This window comes from Microtetraspora malaysiensis (assembly GCF_050947145.1).
Classification (GTDB): Bacteria; Actinomycetota; Actinomycetes; order Streptosporangiales; family Streptosporangiaceae; genus Microtetraspora_A; species Microtetraspora_A malaysiensis.
In genome coordinates this window covers 6,468,716-6,483,164 of the sequence record NZ_CP191998.1, presented here as the reverse complement: position 1 = coordinate 6,483,164, position 14,449 = coordinate 6,468,716, and the positions used below count along the sequence as shown (strand labels likewise).

16 protein-coding genes are annotated in these 14,449 nt (G+C 70.8%); 9 read left to right on the top strand and 7 right to left on the bottom strand.

Translation table 11 applies throughout. The features are described from left to right. Positions 1-34: 34 nt before the first annotated feature. The 3 genes from ACQP1V_RS30550 to thiO are packed head-to-tail and all read right to left on the bottom strand — an operon-like array spanning position 35 to position 2,120. Entirely contained in the window at positions 35-811 is a 777-nt protein-coding gene (locus tag ACQP1V_RS30550; protein ID WP_387408760.1) for a thiazole synthase, read from the bottom strand. Between the two features lie 2 nt (positions 812-813). After that, positions 814-1,014: a sulfur carrier protein ThiS gene (gene thiS, locus ACQP1V_RS30545; RefSeq protein ID WP_067128282.1), complete on the bottom strand. Its 201-nt coding sequence runs from the start codon at positions 1,012-1,014 to the stop codon at positions 814-816. After that, positions 1,011-2,120 (bottom strand): glycine oxidase ThiO, encoded by a 1,110-nt coding sequence (thiO, locus tag ACQP1V_RS30540; protein ID WP_433413460.1) that lies wholly within the window; start codon positions 2,118-2,120, stop codon positions 1,011-1,013. The genes thiS and thiO overlap by 4 nt, the downstream gene beginning before the upstream one ends. A gap of 320 nt (positions 2,121-2,440) precedes the next feature. Here thiO and ACQP1V_RS30535 point away from each other — a divergent pair, with 320 nt between their 5' ends. The 3 genes from ACQP1V_RS30535 to thiE all read left to right on the top strand — a co-directional run bounded on the left by ACQP1V_RS30535 (position 2,441) and on the right by thiE (position 4,847). Continuing rightward, entirely contained in the window at positions 2,441-3,616 is a 1,176-nt protein-coding gene (locus tag ACQP1V_RS30535; protein ID WP_433413459.1) for an NAD(P)/FAD-dependent oxidoreductase, read from the top strand. A 178-nt stretch (positions 3,617-3,794) separates the two neighbouring features. Beyond that, positions 3,795-4,169 (top strand): Rv2175c family DNA-binding protein, encoded by a 375-nt coding sequence (locus tag ACQP1V_RS30530; RefSeq protein WP_433413458.1) that lies wholly within the window; start codon positions 3,795-3,797, stop codon positions 4,167-4,169. 30 nt (positions 4,170-4,199) lie between these two features. Continuing rightward, positions 4,200-4,847: a thiamine phosphate synthase gene (thiE, locus tag ACQP1V_RS30525; protein ID WP_433413456.1), complete on the top strand. Its 648-nt coding sequence runs from the start codon at positions 4,200-4,202 to the stop codon at positions 4,845-4,847. A gap of 18 nt (positions 4,848-4,865) precedes the next feature. Here thiE and ACQP1V_RS30520 read toward each other — a convergent pair whose 3' ends face one another. After that, the gene (locus tag ACQP1V_RS30520) at positions 4,866-5,933 is read right to left on the bottom strand and encodes a polyprenyl synthetase family protein (RefSeq protein WP_067128953.1); all 1,068 of its coding nucleotides are present in this window, start codon (positions 5,931-5,933) and stop codon (positions 4,866-4,868) included. Positions 5,934-6,073: 140 nt separating this feature from the next. On the opposite strand from ACQP1V_RS30520, the gene metF reads away from it, so the two are divergent. Continuing rightward, positions 6,074-7,003, top strand: coding sequence for a methylenetetrahydrofolate reductase [NAD(P)H] (metF, locus tag ACQP1V_RS30515; protein ID WP_387408765.1), 930 nt, complete (start codon positions 6,074-6,076; stop codon positions 7,001-7,003). Between the two features lie 114 nt (positions 7,004-7,117). Here the strand turns inward: metF and ACQP1V_RS30510 are convergent, their stop codons facing one another. Together ACQP1V_RS30510 and ACQP1V_RS30505 are read right to left on the bottom strand one after the other, a co-directional pair. Then, complete coding sequence (locus ACQP1V_RS30510) at positions 7,118-7,672, bottom strand: GNAT family N-acetyltransferase (protein WP_433413455.1); 555 nt, start codon at positions 7,670-7,672, stop codon at positions 7,118-7,120. A gap of 412 nt (positions 7,673-8,084) precedes the next feature. Next, positions 8,085-8,561 (bottom strand): YbaK/EbsC family protein, encoded by a 477-nt coding sequence (locus tag ACQP1V_RS30505; protein WP_433413454.1) that lies wholly within the window; start codon positions 8,559-8,561, stop codon positions 8,085-8,087. A 247-nt stretch (positions 8,562-8,808) separates the two neighbouring features. On the opposite strand from ACQP1V_RS30505, the gene ACQP1V_RS30500 reads away from it, so the two are divergent. Together ACQP1V_RS30500 and ACQP1V_RS30495 are read left to right on the top strand one after the other, a co-directional pair. Next, positions 8,809-9,582 carry a L,D-transpeptidase family protein gene (locus tag ACQP1V_RS30500; protein ID WP_433413453.1) on the top strand — a complete coding sequence of 258 codons (774 nt, stop codon included), beginning with the start codon at positions 8,809-8,811 and terminating at the stop codon, positions 9,580-9,582. Positions 9,583-10,076: 494 nt separating this feature from the next. Further along, positions 10,077-10,514 carry an SAV_6107 family HEPN domain-containing protein gene (locus ACQP1V_RS30495; RefSeq protein ID WP_387408768.1) on the top strand — a complete coding sequence of 146 codons (438 nt, stop codon included), beginning with the start codon at positions 10,077-10,079 and terminating at the stop codon, positions 10,512-10,514. Positions 10,515-10,703: 189 nt separating this feature from the next. Here ACQP1V_RS30495 and bldD read toward each other — a convergent pair whose 3' ends face one another. Continuing rightward, positions 10,704-11,198: a transcriptional regulator BldD gene (bldD, locus tag ACQP1V_RS30490; protein WP_061256674.1), complete on the bottom strand. Its 495-nt coding sequence runs from the start codon at positions 11,196-11,198 to the stop codon at positions 10,704-10,706. Positions 11,199-11,617: 419 nt separating this feature from the next. On the opposite strand from bldD, the gene pyrR reads away from it, so the two are divergent. From pyrR to ACQP1V_RS30475, 3 genes are read left to right on the top strand one after another with little or no spacing between them, the layout of a single operon-like run. Beyond that, positions 11,618-12,205 (top strand): bifunctional pyr operon transcriptional regulator/uracil phosphoribosyltransferase PyrR, encoded by a 588-nt coding sequence (gene pyrR / locus ACQP1V_RS30485; RefSeq protein ID WP_067128319.1) that lies wholly within the window; start codon positions 11,618-11,620, stop codon positions 12,203-12,205. 5 nt (positions 12,206-12,210) lie between these two features. Then, a complete protein-coding gene (locus tag ACQP1V_RS30480; protein WP_387408962.1) occupies positions 12,211-13,146 on the top strand; it encodes an aspartate carbamoyltransferase catalytic subunit in 936 nt (311 codons plus the stop codon). Next, positions 13,143-14,447, top strand: coding sequence for a dihydroorotase (locus ACQP1V_RS30475; RefSeq protein ID WP_433215669.1), 1,305 nt, complete (start codon positions 13,143-13,145; stop codon positions 14,445-14,447). Before ACQP1V_RS30480 ends, ACQP1V_RS30475 begins: the two co-directional genes overlap by 4 nt. The last annotated feature ends 2 nt before the right edge of the window (positions 14,448-14,449 follow it).

The window sequence follows — 14,449 nt, the reverse complement described above, 5'->3', positions numbered from 1 at the left end:
AATTGGACCGTAATGCGGACCTTGGGGCGGAACGTTATGCGAACCCCGGCAGCGAGGGGGAGGACGCCTCCGCATACCGCCGCCGGGGGATCCGGCCCGCCAGCCGCGCCATCCGTCCCGCCTCGACCGCCGAGCGCATCGCGGAGGCCATGAGCTCCGGCCGCTGGGCGCGCGTCACCGCCGTCGCCAGCAACACGGCGTCACAGCCCAGCTCCATCGCCAGCGCGGCGTCGCTCGCGGTGCCCAGACCCGCGTCGAGGATCACCGGGACCGACGCCGCCTCGACGATCAGCTCGATGCTGTGCGGGTTGCGGATGCCCAGACCGGACCCGATCGGCGCGCCCAGCGGCATCACCGCCGCGCACCCCGCCTGCTCCAGCCTGCGGGCGAGCGCCGGATCATCCCCGATGTACGGCAGCACGACGAAGCCGTCCGCCACCAGCCGCTCGGCGGCGTCGAACGTCTCGATCGGGTCGGGCAGCAGGGTCCGCTCGTCGGAGATGACCTCCAGCTTCACCCAGTTCGTCTCCAGGGCCTCCCGGGCCAGACGCGCGGTCAGCACGGCCTCGCCCGCGGTGAAGCAGCCCGCCGTGTTCGGCAGGACCTTGATGCCGCGCCGGCGCAGCACGTCGAGCACCGACCCCTGGACCGCCGGGTCCAGCCGCCGCATGGCGACCGTGGTCAGCTCGGTGCCGGACGCCTCGAGTGCCCGGTCGAGCACCTCCAGGGAAGGGGCGCCGCCGGTGCCCATGATCAACCGGGAGGAGAACTTCTCCCCGCCGATGACCAGCACATCGTCCTCGTCGTTCACCGTCATCCTCCCTGCACCGCCGTCAGCACCTCGACCCGGTCGTTCTCGGTCAGCGAGGTCGACTCCCAGGCGCCCCTGCTCACCACCACGTCGTTCACCGCCACGGCGACGCCGCTGGTCATCGCCGTGAGCGTACGCACGGCCTGTGCCACGGTCGTGCCGTCGGGCAGCTCACCGGCGTCTCCATTGATCGTCACCTTCATCGCAGGCCCCTTTCCGGATCGCAGGACCGGACGGCGTCGGGCACGTCGCCGCCGGTCAGGAACGCCGTAACCGCCTCCGCGGTGACCGGCGCGAGCAGTACGCCTCCACGGTGGTGACCGGTCGCCGCGATCACGCCCCGCGCGACCGCCGGGCCGATCAGCGGCAGGTTGTCGGGCGTGCCGGGCCGGAAACCGACGGTCGTCTCCGCCAGCTCCAGCTCCGTGATGCCCGGGACCAGCTCGCGCGCGTCGCGCAGCAGCTCGTAGACGCCGCCCGCGGTCACCCGATCATCGAACCCCAGCTCCTCGACGGTGGCGCCGAGCGTGATCTCGCCGTCGCCCCTGGGCACCAGGTACGCGGGCGACCCGTGCACCTTCCCTCGTACGCACCGGCTCAGGAAGTCCTTGGGGCCGCGCAGCCGCAGGATCTGGCCCTTGACCGGCCGCACCGGCAGACCGGGCGCGAGCGACGCCGACCAGGACCCCGCCGCGATCACCACACGGTCCGCGGTCCGCTCCTCACCCGACGCCAGCCGTACGCCGCGGGCCTCGCCCCCGTCCACGACCAGCTCGGTCACCCGGTCACGCACCAGCGTGCCGCCCGCCCGCTCGAACGCCGCCAGCAGCGCCCGCATCACCAGACGCGGATTCACCCACGCGTCGCCCGCGGCCAGCAGCCCGCCGCGCACCGACGGCGACAGCATCGGCTCGAGCTTCCGGCACTCGCGGCCCGTCAACCGTTCCACCGGCAGACCGAGCGTCTCCTCGAACGCCGCGAGATCCTCCAGGTAGGCCATGTCGTCCGGGCCGTACGCGACCTCGAGCGTGCCCTCGGCGCGGTAGTCGATATCGACACCGCTCTCCTCCTGCAGCTCGTCCCGGAAGGACGGCCACTTCTCCAGCGACGCCAGCCCCAGCCGCAGCAACGGCTCCTCGGTGTACGTCACCTCGCTGACCGGGGCGAGCATCCCGGCCGCCGCGTGCGACGCCCCTGCCCCCGGATCCGGATCCACAACAGCGACGGAAAGGCCGCCCCGGACGGCACGCCAGGCCGCCGACAGACCCACCACGCCACCGCCCACGACGACCACTTCGTAGCCACGCACCTTGCGCTCCCTTCGCCGGCATTACCCGGATCAGGTGTTCTGGCGGTCGAGAGCTGTCACACGGTCGCGCTCGGGGTCCTCGTTCGCTTCGCGGGAGGCTCGTTCCTCGCCTGCCACTTCGCTCACTGCGGCCCTCGCCGCTCCGTACGCTCTCCTCTCAGCCCGGCTCACCGGGCTCCCGCGCGTCTTACGCCTCAAGACTAGTCTTGATCGGGAGTGTCACGCACAACACGGTCGATGCCGCTCGTGCGGGCTACTTGCTCAACTCGTTACCAAATCTCCATTGGCGGGTGCCCCGGTGGCCGATCTAGGGTCAGGGCGTGGATCACGTCGTGGTGGTAGGTGCCGGCCTGGCCGGGATACGGAGCATCGAGGCCCTGCGAGCCCATGGGTTCGCCGGCCGGATCACGCTGATCGGCGAGGAACGTCATCGCCCCTATGACAGGCCGCCCCTTTCCAAGGCGGTGCTGCTCGGAGAGACCGACTCCACCGTGGTCGACTCCGACCTGGACGCCCTCGACGTGCGGCTGCTCCTCGGGACCGCCGCCAAGGGGCTCGGCGCCGGCGTGCTGGAGACCACGGAAGGGGAGCTCGCGTTCGACGGGCTCGTCATCGCCACAGGCGCCACGCCCATCCGGCTGCGCGGCGAGGGCAGGCAACACGTCCTGCGCACCATCGACGACGCCATCGAGCTGCGCTCCCGGCTCGTGCCCGGCGCCCGCGTCGCCGTCATCGGCGCCGGCTGGGTCGGCGCCGAGGTGGCCACCGCGGCGGCGAAGGCCGGGTGCGCCGTCACGGTCGTCGAGGGCGGCGAGGCCCCGCTCGCCGCGGCCCTCGGCGCCACCGCCGGCGCGTACACCACCGGCTGGTACGCCGAGGCGGGCATCGAGCTCCGGCTCGGCGCCGTGGTCGGCTCCGTCGATCCCGACGGCCTGACGCTCATGTCGGGCACCCGCATCCCGGCGGACGTCGTCGTGACCGGGGTCGGCGTACGTCCCGCCGTCGACTGGCTGAAGGGCTCGGCCGTGGAGCTCGACAACGGCGTCGTCGTGGACGAGCACCTGCGCACCTCCGTGCCCGGCGTCGTCGCCGTGGGCGACTGCGCCAACTGGTGGTCGCGCAGGTCCGGCAGGCGGATGCGGGTCGAACACTGGGACAACGCGCTCGGCGCCCCGGACACCGCCGCCGCCAGCCTGCTCGGCGAGGACGCGGTGTACGACCCCGTCCCGTACTTCTGGTCGGAGCAGTTCGGACGGATGGTGCAGTTCGCCGGATGCCGCGACGGCGGCCGCCTGATCCTGAGAGGAAAGCCCGAATCGGATCGGAAGTGGGCGGCCTGCTGGCTCACCGATGACGATAGGCTCGCCGCCGTGCTGACCGTCGACCGGCCCCGCGACCTCGTGCAGGGACGGCGGCTGATCGAGGCCGCGCGACGGATGGACGTGGCCCGGATCTCCGACCTCGCCGCCCCCCTCCGCGACTGCGTCCTGCCCTAGCCGCGGAGGCTTTCCGGCGGCCCGGCGGCTGATCCGCGCCGGGCCGAAGGAGTACGGTCGGCGGACGGGAAGAGAACGCCAAATGGCCGTCGCGTCGGGCCATGAGGCGCGCCAGGCTTTACCGGGCGCTCCGCAATCGAGGTGTTTTGCGGCGGCCACCTGTGGTAATCGTGGATTTGTGACGCTTACTGTTGCGCAGATCGACAGAGAGACCGACCAGCTCGTCGGGGAGTGGCTCCCCCTCTCTGCGGTTGCGAAGAAGCTCGGACTCAGCATCGGCCGGACCAAGCAGCTAATCAAGGACAAGAAGCTCGTCGGCGCCCGCAGGGGCTCCGGGGAGCCACAGATCCCGGTGAGGTTCCTGGGCCCGGACGACGTGCTCAAGGGACTGCCCGGCACCCTCACCGTGCTGGCGGACGCCGGATACGACGAGGTCGAGTCGATCCGCTGGCTCTTCACAGCGGACGACTCGCTTCCAGGGGCGCCGATCGACGCGATCAGCGCCGGACGGCACACCGAGGTCAAGCGCAGGGCGCAGGCGCTCGGATTCTGACCGATTCGCCGGGCGTGGCATGGTAGTGGGGTGAATCTCCGAAAGCGGCTGGCCGACGCCCGGCTCTACCTTTGCACCGACGGCCGGCGTGGCCGTGGCGATCTGCCCGAGTTCCTCGACGCCGTGCTGGCCGCCGGTGTGGACATCGTCCAGCTCCGGGAGAAGGGGCTGGAGGCGCGCGAGGAGCTCGCGCTCCTGGAGGTCTTCCGCGAGGCCTGTGATCGGCACGGCGCGTTGCTCGCGGTGAACGACCGCGCCGACGTCGCCCGCGCCGCGCGCCCCGACATCCTGCACCTCGGCCAGGACGACCTGCCGGTCCCCGTCGCCCGGGAGATCCTCGGGCCGGACATCCTGATCGGCAGGTCCACCCACTCGGCTGACGAGGCGACCGCGGCCGCGGCCGAGCCCGGCGTGGACTACTTCTGCTGCGGCCCGATCTGGCCGACGCCGACCAAGCCCGGCCGTCCCGCTCCCGGTGTGGCGTTGCTGGAGCACGCCTCCCGGCTGGACACGGACCGGCCGTGGTTCGGCATCGGCGGCATCGACCTCGGCAACCTCGGCGAGGTCCTCTCCCACGGCGTGCGCCGGGTCGTCGTCGTACGGGCGATCACCGAGGCGGAGGACCCTGCGGCGGCGACGGCCGAGCTGCGCGCCCGCCTCGACGCCGTCCCTTTCTGAGGGCCCTCCGGCCTGCCGTCAGGTGCGGCGCGTGGTGGCGGCGACGGCCAGCGCGCCGAGCGCGTCGCGCGCCTCGGCCTCGATCGGCGCGTGTTCGAGGGATCGGAGCGCGTCGTCGAGATAGCGCTTGATCATGTCCTCGCACTGGGCCAGCGCGCCGGTCTCCTCGATGACGAAGCGGAGCTGCGCCACGCCCTCCCCGTCCAGCTTCGGGTCGCCGAGCAACGTGCGTACGACCTCGGCCTGGGAGTCGGTGGCGGCGGCGAGCGTCCGCGCGATCAGCATGGTGCGCTTGCCCTCACGCAGGTCGTCGCCCGCGGGCTTGCCCGTCTCGGCGGGGTCGCCGAAGACCCCGAGGACGTCGTCGCGGAGCTGGAACGCGATGCCGACCTTCTGGCCGTACTCGACGCAGAGCCGGTCGATCCACGGGGTCACACCACGCGTGGCGAGGACGAGACCGAGCCGCAGCGGCTGCTCCACCGAATACTTGCCGCTCTTGTACAGGGCCACGCGCAGGGCGCTCTCGAAGGTGCTCTCGCCCTTGGCCTGCTCAAGCAGATCGAGGTACTGCCCGAACATCAGCTCGGTGCGCATGTGGTCGTAGACCGGCTGCGCGGCGGCCAGGGCCTCGTCGGGCACGCCGCTGGTCCGCCACATCTGCCCCGACCAGATGAGGAGGAGGTTGCCGAGCAGCACCGCCGCGCCCTCGCCGAACTGCTCCGCCGACCCGTGCCACCCCGACTCCGCGTGCAGCCGCTCGAAGCGGCGGTGCGCCGCGGGCATGCCGCGCCGCAGGTCGCTCGCGTCCATCACGTCGTCATGGATGAGCGCGCTGGCCTGCAGGAGTTCGAGAGAGGCGGCGGCGCGGTAGACCGCCGGGTCGTCACCGCCGCCGGCCGCCCGCCACCCCCAGTGGCAGAAGGCCGGGCGCAGTCTCTTGCCGCCTGCGATGAAGTCGTCCACGGTGGACAGCAGTACGGCGAACTGGGGGTCGTCGAAGAACGGTCGCTGCTCGTCGAGGAACCTTCGTAGGGATCGATCCACTTCGGAACGTACGAGGTCGAGCGGGGCGGCGGACGTGGTCATGCCCTTGAGCGTAACCGGCATAGACCGAACAGTAGAGGCCTGGGAGGCATAAGTGGAGAAAGGTAACAAAGCAACCGCGTTTCGTCCGCATCGTGAGAGGCCACGCGGCAGCCGGAGACCAGGACGGTAGCCTGGTCACCATGGCTTTGGGTCTCCCGTCACGACTTCCGGACCGCGTCCCCACGATCCGCGAGCTGCTCGCGAAGGGGGAGCGGTCGTTCTCGTTCGAGTTCTTCCCGCCGAAGAACGACGAGGGGGAGCGGCAGCTGTGGCGCGCGATCCGCGAGCTGGAGGCGCTGCGGCCCACCTTCGTGTCCGTGACGTACGGCGCCGGCGGCAGCACGCGCGACCGCACGGTCGAGATCGTCGAGCGCCTCGCCCACGAGACCACGCTGACCCCGGTCGCGCACTTCACCGCGGTCGACCACTCCGTCAAGGAGCTGCGCCACCTGATCGGCAGGTTCGCCGACGCGGGCGTGCGCAACATCCTGGCCGTACGCGGCGACCCGCCCGGCGGCAACCCGCTGGACGAGTGGGTCAAGCACCCCGAGGGCGTGGCGTACGCCGAGGAACTGGTCCGGCTGATCCGCCAGTCCGGCGACTTCTGCGTGGGCGTGGCGGCCTTCCCGTACAAGCACCCCCGGTCGGGCACGATCGAGTCGGACACCGACTACTTCGTGCGCAAGTGCCAGGCCGGCGCCGACTACGCGATCACGCAGATGTTCTTCCGCGCGGAGGACTACCTGCGCCTGCGGGACCGGGTGGCCGCCAAGGGCTGCGCCACGCCGATCATCCCGGGCGTCATGCCGGTGACCCAGATCAGCACGATCGCCCGTTCCGAGCAGCTGTCGGGCGCCCCGTTCCCGCCGGAGGTGGCGGCCCGGTTCGAGAAGGTCGCGCACGACCCGGCGGCGGTGCGCCGCCTCGGCGTCGAGCACGCGGCGGAGATGTGCCAGACGCTGCTCGACGAGGGCGCGCCGGGCATCCACTTCATCACCTTCAACAGGTCGAGCGCGACCCGCGAGGTCTTCCAGGCGCTCGCCGCGAGCCCAACCGCGCTCACCGCCTGACTTCCTTCCTGCTTTCCCGGCCCAGGCCGGGCCCGCTCCCGGCGGCCGATCACGCGGCGGCCGCCCGCGCGTTCTCGTGGTGTGCGGCCGGTGCGCAGAGTTGGGGGCTCGCGGTCAGGCCCGGCCCCTCGGCGGGAGAGGGAGCCTGGTCCCGGCGATCGCGTAGCTCTCGTGGCTGCCGGGAAAGGCGAACTCCGTCATGAGGTCGACGAAGCCGATGTTCCGATAGAGCCGCCGCGCCACCGTCGGGGCGTCGTGCGTCGAGAGCACGGCCGTACGCTCCGGCCGGCCCTCGCAGATGGTGTGGATCAGCCGGCGGCCGACGCCCTTGCCCTGGTGGCCGGGGAGGACGTGGATCTCCGCGATCTCCAGCGCGTCGCCGAACCACTCCTCGGTGGTCGCGCCGCCGGACTGGTCGGCCAGGGATCGCGCCACGATGTCGTGCCACCATTGCCCCGGCATCCCGTGGAATCCATAAGCAAAGCCAATGATTTCCGGATTTTCCGCGAGAACGCAGATGAAATCTGGATATGTCGCGTGGTTGCGCATAATGCCGAGGCGGCCGGAGAACTGGTCGGGAGGCGGTCGCATGGCGGCCATATAGATGGTGAGGACCGTGTCGAGCACCTCGACGAACTCGTCAGGGCCGATCCGCCGCAGCTCGATCATCGCGCATCCGGGGCGCAGGCCCCGCCCCTCCGGGCGAGGGGAGCGCCCTCGTCGTACCCGTCCGGTCCCGTGGGCTCAGGGGATTCCGCGATGGCCAACGCACGTCTGCTTTCTGGTCGGGAACCCGGCGGGAGCACCGTGTCCGTGGCGGAAGGAATCGGGGCCGCCGCGATTCCGACCGCCTTTCTGCGAACCGCGCGCGACGGCCTCGGCGGGAGGGCCGGGCGCTGTTCCCCGGCTTTCAGCCGCGGAAGGACACCGATTTCCGCACATTAGCAAAGCCGTTTCCCGTGCCGCCGTCCGGCGAGAACTCCGCTGACGGCCCGCGTGGCGGCGGCGCCGGCGACGATCCAGGAGCGCCGCCGCCATCGGCGTCGTCCGCGGTGCTCCGGCGTTCAGGCCGGGGAGCGGGTCACTCCACCTCGGCCGCGGTGCCGCCGGTGATCCTGATCAGCTCGTCGAACGAAGTGGGGAAGACCGTGTGCGAGTGGCCGGCGGCGGCCCAGACGACCTCGTGCTTGGCCAGCCAGGTGTCCACCAGCGTGCGTATGGGGGCCGGATGGCCCACCGGCGCCACGCCCCCGATCGCCTGCCCGGTGTGAAGGCGGACGAACTCCGGCGTGGCACGCCGTACCTTGGCGGCGCCCACGAGTCCCGCGATCAGCTCCGTGTTCACCCGGTGCGCGCCGCTGGTGAGGACCAGGAGCGGCGCGCCGTCCGCGTCGAAGATCAGGCTGTTGGCGATCGCCCCCACCTCGCAGCCGAGCTGCTCGGCGGCGGCTGCGGCGGTCGGCACGGATTCGGGAAAAACCACGACATCACCCTCGACGTCATGGGAGCGCAGGACCTCTGTCACACGGGCGACGTTCGGATGCAACTTTTCGAGCATCAGGCAACTCTAATCAGGTGGACACGCCATGGGCCACGCATTACCACCCAATGGCGAGTACCCGGGATTATCGCTTCCGTGGGTTAATGTCCATTGATCGAACACTGGGAGACAACTGAAAGGGTTGGTCCGAATGGGGGCTCGACGGTGGGCTGCCGCCGCGACGCTCGTCACGGTGGGGGCCGTGACGGTCGCGGGCTGCGGCACGGCTGGAACAGGACAGGCGAAAACGGACGCTACACGGCCGGTGGCCGCCACCGCGCCGGTCTCGGTGCCGGTATCGGCGCCGGTCCGCATGGAGCCCACGCGCGTGACGCCGGTGGCGGTGACGACCGGCACCGGAGTACGCGCGGCCGCCGCGGGGTTCGCGCCGTTCACCGCGCCCGGCCGGACGCTCAAGCCCGGCTCCAGGGGAACCGAGGTCAAGGCGCTGCAGGCGCGGCTGAAGGAGCTCGGCTACGTGCCCGGCCCGCTCGACGGCCAGTACGGCGGGACCACCCAGATGGCGGTGTGGGCGTTCCAGAAAGTCCAGGGCATCACGCCGACGAGCACGGTGGCGAGCCGCACCTGGCGTGCGCTGGAGAACCCCAAGGCGCCCAAGGTCCTGGTACCGCGCGGCAAGCCGGACCGGGTCGAGGTCAACCTTGCCAAGCAGATCATGGTGCTGTACTCCGGCGGTGAGGCGAAGCTCATCTCGCACGTCTCCTCCGGAAGCGGGATCCCGTACACGGAGTACGCCATGTGGAACGGCAAGCGGACGAAGTTCACCGGCAGCGCCAGGACGCCGACGGGCGACTACAAGACGACTTGGCGCCGGAGCGGCTGGCACCGGTCCTACCTGGGGCAGCTCTACAACCCGATCTTCTTCAACGGCGGCATCGCCCTCCACGGCGCGCTGTCCGTGCCGCTCTATCCCGCGTCCCACGGGTGCGTGCGGTTGCCGATGAAGGTGGCCGAGATCCTGCCCGGAATGCTCGGCACCGGCGTTCCCGTCCACGTGCGGGGGAAGTTCGTCCGCTGACGCGCGAGTCCTGCTTGTCCAGGTCGATCACCGGGCCCGGGGCGTCTCGCCCCGGGCCCGCGTCGTGCTCCGGATCGCGCGCCGCCCGGGAAGCCGCGCCGGGGCGTCAACCTTCGGAGGGATTTCCGGTCGCCCTGACGACGACCGTCCACTCTCGAAAGCCCTTGCCGGTAGGCCTTTCCGCGTTTCCGGTGGTCAGCGATCGTGCCGCGGCCGCATGACTCAGTCGAACCCTTGTTCGCCACGATGCTTGACAGTGAACCTGGTCGAATTTATGTTCGAGGCGGTGAGTGCGGGACTCGCGGCTCGCACTCACCCCGTTGGATGCCGTGCCTTCGTCGTCGGCGGAGACGAGCGCGGTGCGGTCCACGGCGTGGGCCGGACGGGGAGAGGGGAAGCTCCTCGTCCGGTCGCCGTGACAGATTGTCGGTGCCGTCTGCAAAGGTGATCTCACCGGCGAGCAGCGCCGGAAGCCACGACTCAAGGAGGCGGGCGTGACTGGACAGGTCGATGACCGCAGGAGCGGGCCCAAAGTCCCACAGGCTGTTCTGGCGCATCTCGCGGACGCCCGTGCCTGCCTGGCGGACGCCATCGGAGGCTCCGCGCCGGCGGACAGGTACGTGTCGGCCCATCTTGCGGCGCTCAAGGCGGCGGCGGCCGTGCTGGCCGCTCGTCCCCGGCCCATGGACGGTCGGCGGCGTCGGCTGCGCAGCGCCTGGGAGCTGCTGCCCGAGGCCGAGCCCAAGCTGGCGGATTGGGCCGCGTTCTTCGCGGTGAGCGCCACCAAGCGCGCGGCGGCGGAGGCGGGGATGACCCGCGTGGTCAGTCAGCGCGACGCCGAGGAGCTCATCGCCGAGGCGGACAGGTTCGTCGGCGAGATCGAGACTCTTCTCGGGGTGCCGGGCCAGTCGGCCCTGCCCATGGCGGGATGAGCGGCGGCTGTCGCGCCTGAGCCCAGAGCGGTCGGCGCGGTCCGTGTGTCTCTTCGGTGTGTCTCTTATGACGGCGTCAGTTCTTACGACGACGCCGGTTCTCATGGTCAGGGCCCCGAGCGGCCGGACCGGCCGGCTCGGGGCCCATAACGATCGCGCGTGTTCAGTAAGGAACGGCGGCGTCGCCGGTCAGAAGGACTCCACGGCCCGGCGGGCCTCCGCGTCCAGCACGCCCCAGCTGATGAACTCCTCGGTCAGCTCCACCGGCGACTTGTCATAGATGACCGCAAGCGAGCGCAGGTCCTCCTGGCGGATCGACAGCACCTTGCCGTTGTAGTCGCCACGCTGGCTCTGGATGGTCGCGGCGTACCTGGCGAGCGGGCCCGCCTTGTCCTTCGGAAGCTGCGAGAGCCGCTCCAGGTCGATGACAAGCTTCGGCGCGGGCGCCAACGGGCTGGGAGCGGCACCCCCGGGGAGCAGCTCAGACACCGGAACACCGTAGAATTCGGCAAGCTCGGCCAGCTTCTGCACGGTCACCGCGCGGTCGCCGCGCTCATAGGAGCCGACCACGACGGCCTTCCACCGGCCACGTGACTTCTCTTCTACCCCGTGCAGGGAGAGCCCCTGCTGGGTGCGGATCGCGCGCAGTCGCGCGCCGAGCGACTTGGCGTAGTCAGACGGCATCGTGGGCCCCCGGCTCTCTATGTCTGTTCTCAACTTGATTCTCCTTCCTTGTCCCGTATGCACAGAACACCGGGGCGGGCGCCTGAGGCAGGCACCTTCGGTGACCGCTGCGTCGGGTTTTACCCAGGAAGGTCGCGTGTTGTGGTTACGGACAGTGACGGTAAAGCCGCCACTCGCAAAGGTCAAGCTGATTGGAAAAAAGAGCCCCAAACAGTGTTCTCCCCTCAATCCCCCCATCCGAGACTGCCTCGGCGTTTCCGGCGAGTGACGCCCAGAGCGAACGCGGGCCCTTTTGCGGCCATCGCCGCTGGCAGGAGGGGGTGACCCGGTCAGGCGCGCCGAAACCGGACTGGTAACCTGGGGCCGCCAGACACCCTTTAAGCCCCGTCCTGTGAGGCGGGAAAGGTGGTGATATCTCCATGTCCGATGCCCGAAATCAGGCCCGAGCGGTCCTAGAGGGTCCCGACATCCACCGGGCGTTGACCCGCATCGCGCACGAGATCCTCGAACGCACCAAGGGTGCGGAGAAAGTCGTGCTGCTCGGCATCCCGACGCGCGGCGCGACGCTCGCCTTCCGGATCGCGGAGCGCATCTCCCAGTTCGAGGGCGTGAAGGTGCCCGTCGGCACCATCGACATCACGATGTACCGCGACGACCTCCGGCTGCGTCCCGCGCGTCCCCTCGGCCGTACGGACCTTCCCGCCGAGGGCGTGGACGGCAGGACGGTCGTCCTCGTCGACGACGTGCTCTTCTCCGGCCGGACCGTCCGCGCGGCGCTCGACGCGCTCAACGACGTGGGCCGCCCGCGGGCCGTCCAGCTCGCCACCCTGGTCGACCGTGGCCACCGCGAACTGCCCATCCGAGCCGACTACGTCGGTAAGAACCTGCCGACCTCCAAGAGCGAGAAGGTGAAGGTCTACCTCCAGGAGATCGACGGACGCGACGCCGTACTGCTCATCAAGGGAGACGACCGGCCCGGCGCCGGCGAGACGAACGGGGAGCGGTGAGCACGATGAAGCGGCATCTGATCTCGGCGGGGGACCTGACCCGCGACGACGCCCTGCTCGTCCTCGACACGGCCGAGGAGCTGGCCCGGGTCTCCGAGCGCTCCATCAAGAAGCTGCCGACGCTGCGGGGCCGCACGGTGGTCAACCTCTTCTACGAGGACTCCACCCGGACCCGCATCTCGTTCGAGGCCGCGGCCAAGCGGCTGTCCGCCGACGTCATCAACTTCTCGGCCAAGGGGTCGAGCGTGTCGAAGGGCGAGTCGCTCAAGGACACGGCGCTGACCCTTGAGGCCATGGGCGCGGACGCGGTCGTCATCAGGCACGCCGCCTCCGGCGCCCCGCACCGCCTGGCCAACTGGGTGCGCGGCAGCGTGGTCAACGCCGGCGACGGCACCCACGAGCACCCCACGCAGGCGCTGCTCGACGCGTTCAGCATGCGGCGCAGGATGGGCCGGATCGAAGGGCTCAAGGTCGCCATCGTGGGCGACATCCTGCACAGCCGGGTCGCCCGGTCGAACGTCCTGCTGCTGCAGGCGCTCGGCGCCGAGGTGACCCTGGTCGCCCCGCCGACTCTGCTGCCCGTGGCCGTCGACACCTGGCCCTGCCAGGTCTCCTACGACCTGGACGCGGTGCTGCCGAAGTCCGACGTCGTCATGATGCTCCGCGTGCAGCTCGAGCGGATGAACGCCGCCTACTTCCCGTCCGCCCGGGAGTACAGCCGCCGCTACGGGCTGGACCGCGAACGCTTCGCCCGCCTGCACGACGACGCCATCGTCATGCACCCCGGCCCGATGAACCGAGGCATGGAGATCTCCGCCGAGGTCGCCGACTCGCCGCGCTCGACGATCGTGGAGCAGGTGGCGAACGGGGTGACCGTCCGCATGGCCGTTCTCTATCTGCTGCTGAGCGGGTCCGAGCCCGCGATCGGGGGAGACCTGTGAGCACCATTCTGATCAAGAACGCCCGCGTCCTCGGCGGGGAGCCGTGCGACATCCTCGTCAGGGACGGCGTCATCGCCGAGGTCGGCGCGGCCGCCGGCAAGGCGGGCCCGGCCGAGACGATCGACGCGACCGGCCTGATCGCGCTGCCCGGCCTGGTCGACCTGCACACGCACCTGCGCGAGCCCGGCCGCGAGGACGCCGAGACCGTCCAGACGGGCACCCAGGCCGCCGCGCGCGGCGGGTTCACCGCCGTCCACGCCATGGCCAACACCTCGCCGGTCGCGGACACCGCGGGCGTCGTCGAGCAGGTCTGGCGGCTCGGCCAGGAGTACGGCCACTGCGACGTCCAGCCGGTCGGCGCCGTGACGTCGGGCCTGGAGGGCAGGCAGCTCGCCGAGCTGGGCGCCATGGCCGACTCCGCCGCCCGGGTCCGGGTCTTCTCCGACGACGGCAAGTGCGTCTCCGACGCCGTCCTGATGCGCCGGGCGCTCGAATACGTCAAGGCGTTCGACGGTGTCGTCGCCCAGCACGCCCAGGAGCCGCGGCTGACCGAGGGCGCCCAGGTCAACGAGGGCGAGATCTCCGGCAGGCTCGGCCTGACCGGGTGGCCGGCCGTCGCCGAAGAGGCGATCATCGCCCGCGACTGCCTGCTGGCCGCGCACGTCGGCTCCCGGTTGCACGTGTGCCACGTCTCCACCGCGGGATCGGTCGAGATCATCCGCTGGGCCAAGTCGAAGGGCTGGGACGTCACGGCCGAGGTGACCCCGCACCACCTGCTGCTCACCGACAGTTATGTGGAGCGTTCCCCGGTGGGGCCGTACAACCCGATCTACAAGGTGAATCCGCCGCTGCGCACGAACGAGGACGTCCTCGCGCTGCGCGAGGCGCTCGCGGACGGGACGATCGACTGTGTCGCCACCGACCACGCCCCGCACCCGGTCGAGGACAAGGAGACCGAGTGGGCCGCGGCCGCCATGGGCATGATCGGACTGGAGACGGCCCTGTCCGTGGTCCAGGAGGCCATGGTCGAGACCGGCCTGCTCGACTGGGCCGGCGTCGCCGACCGCATGTCGTACCGCCCGGCCAGGATCGGCAGGCTGAGCGGCCACGGCAGCCCGCTGGAGGCGGGCGCGGCCGCCAACATCACGCTTTACGACCCCTCGGTCCGCACGGCGGTGGATCCGGCGGCGATGGCGTCCAAGAGCCGCAACACGCCGTACGAGGGGATGACGCTTCCTGGCCGGGTCGTGGCCACGTTGCTGCGCGGCCGCCCGACCGTTCTTGAAGGGAAGCTGGTGTGACG

Coding starts and splice junctions, on each gene's coding strand:
- thiS (WP_067128282.1), bottom strand. CDS start 1,014: ATGAAGGTGACGATCAATGGAGACGCCGGTGAGCTGCCCGACGGCACG.
- ACQP1V_RS30520 (WP_067128953.1), bottom strand. CDS start 5,933: ATGACCACGTCCGCCGCCCCGCTCGACCTCGTACGTTCCGAAGTGGAT.
- metF (WP_387408765.1), top strand. CDS start 6,074: ATGGCTTTGGGTCTCCCGTCACGACTTCCGGACCGCGTCCCCACGATC.
- ACQP1V_RS30510 (WP_433413455.1), bottom strand. CDS start 7,672: ATGATCGAGCTGCGGCGGATCGGCCCTGACGAGTTCGTCGAGGTGCTC.
- ACQP1V_RS30505 (WP_433413454.1), bottom strand. CDS start 8,561: ATGCTCGAAAAGTTGCATCCGAACGTCGCCCGTGTGACAGAGGTCCTG.
- bldD (WP_061256674.1), bottom strand. CDS start 11,198: ATGCCGTCTGACTACGCCAAGTCGCTCGGCGCGCGACTGCGCGCGATC.
- pyrR (WP_067128319.1), top strand. CDS start 11,618: ATGTCCGATGCCCGAAATCAGGCCCGAGCGGTCCTAGAGGGTCCCGAC.
- ACQP1V_RS30480 (WP_387408962.1), top strand. CDS start 12,211: ATGAAGCGGCATCTGATCTCGGCGGGGGACCTGACCCGCGACGACGCC.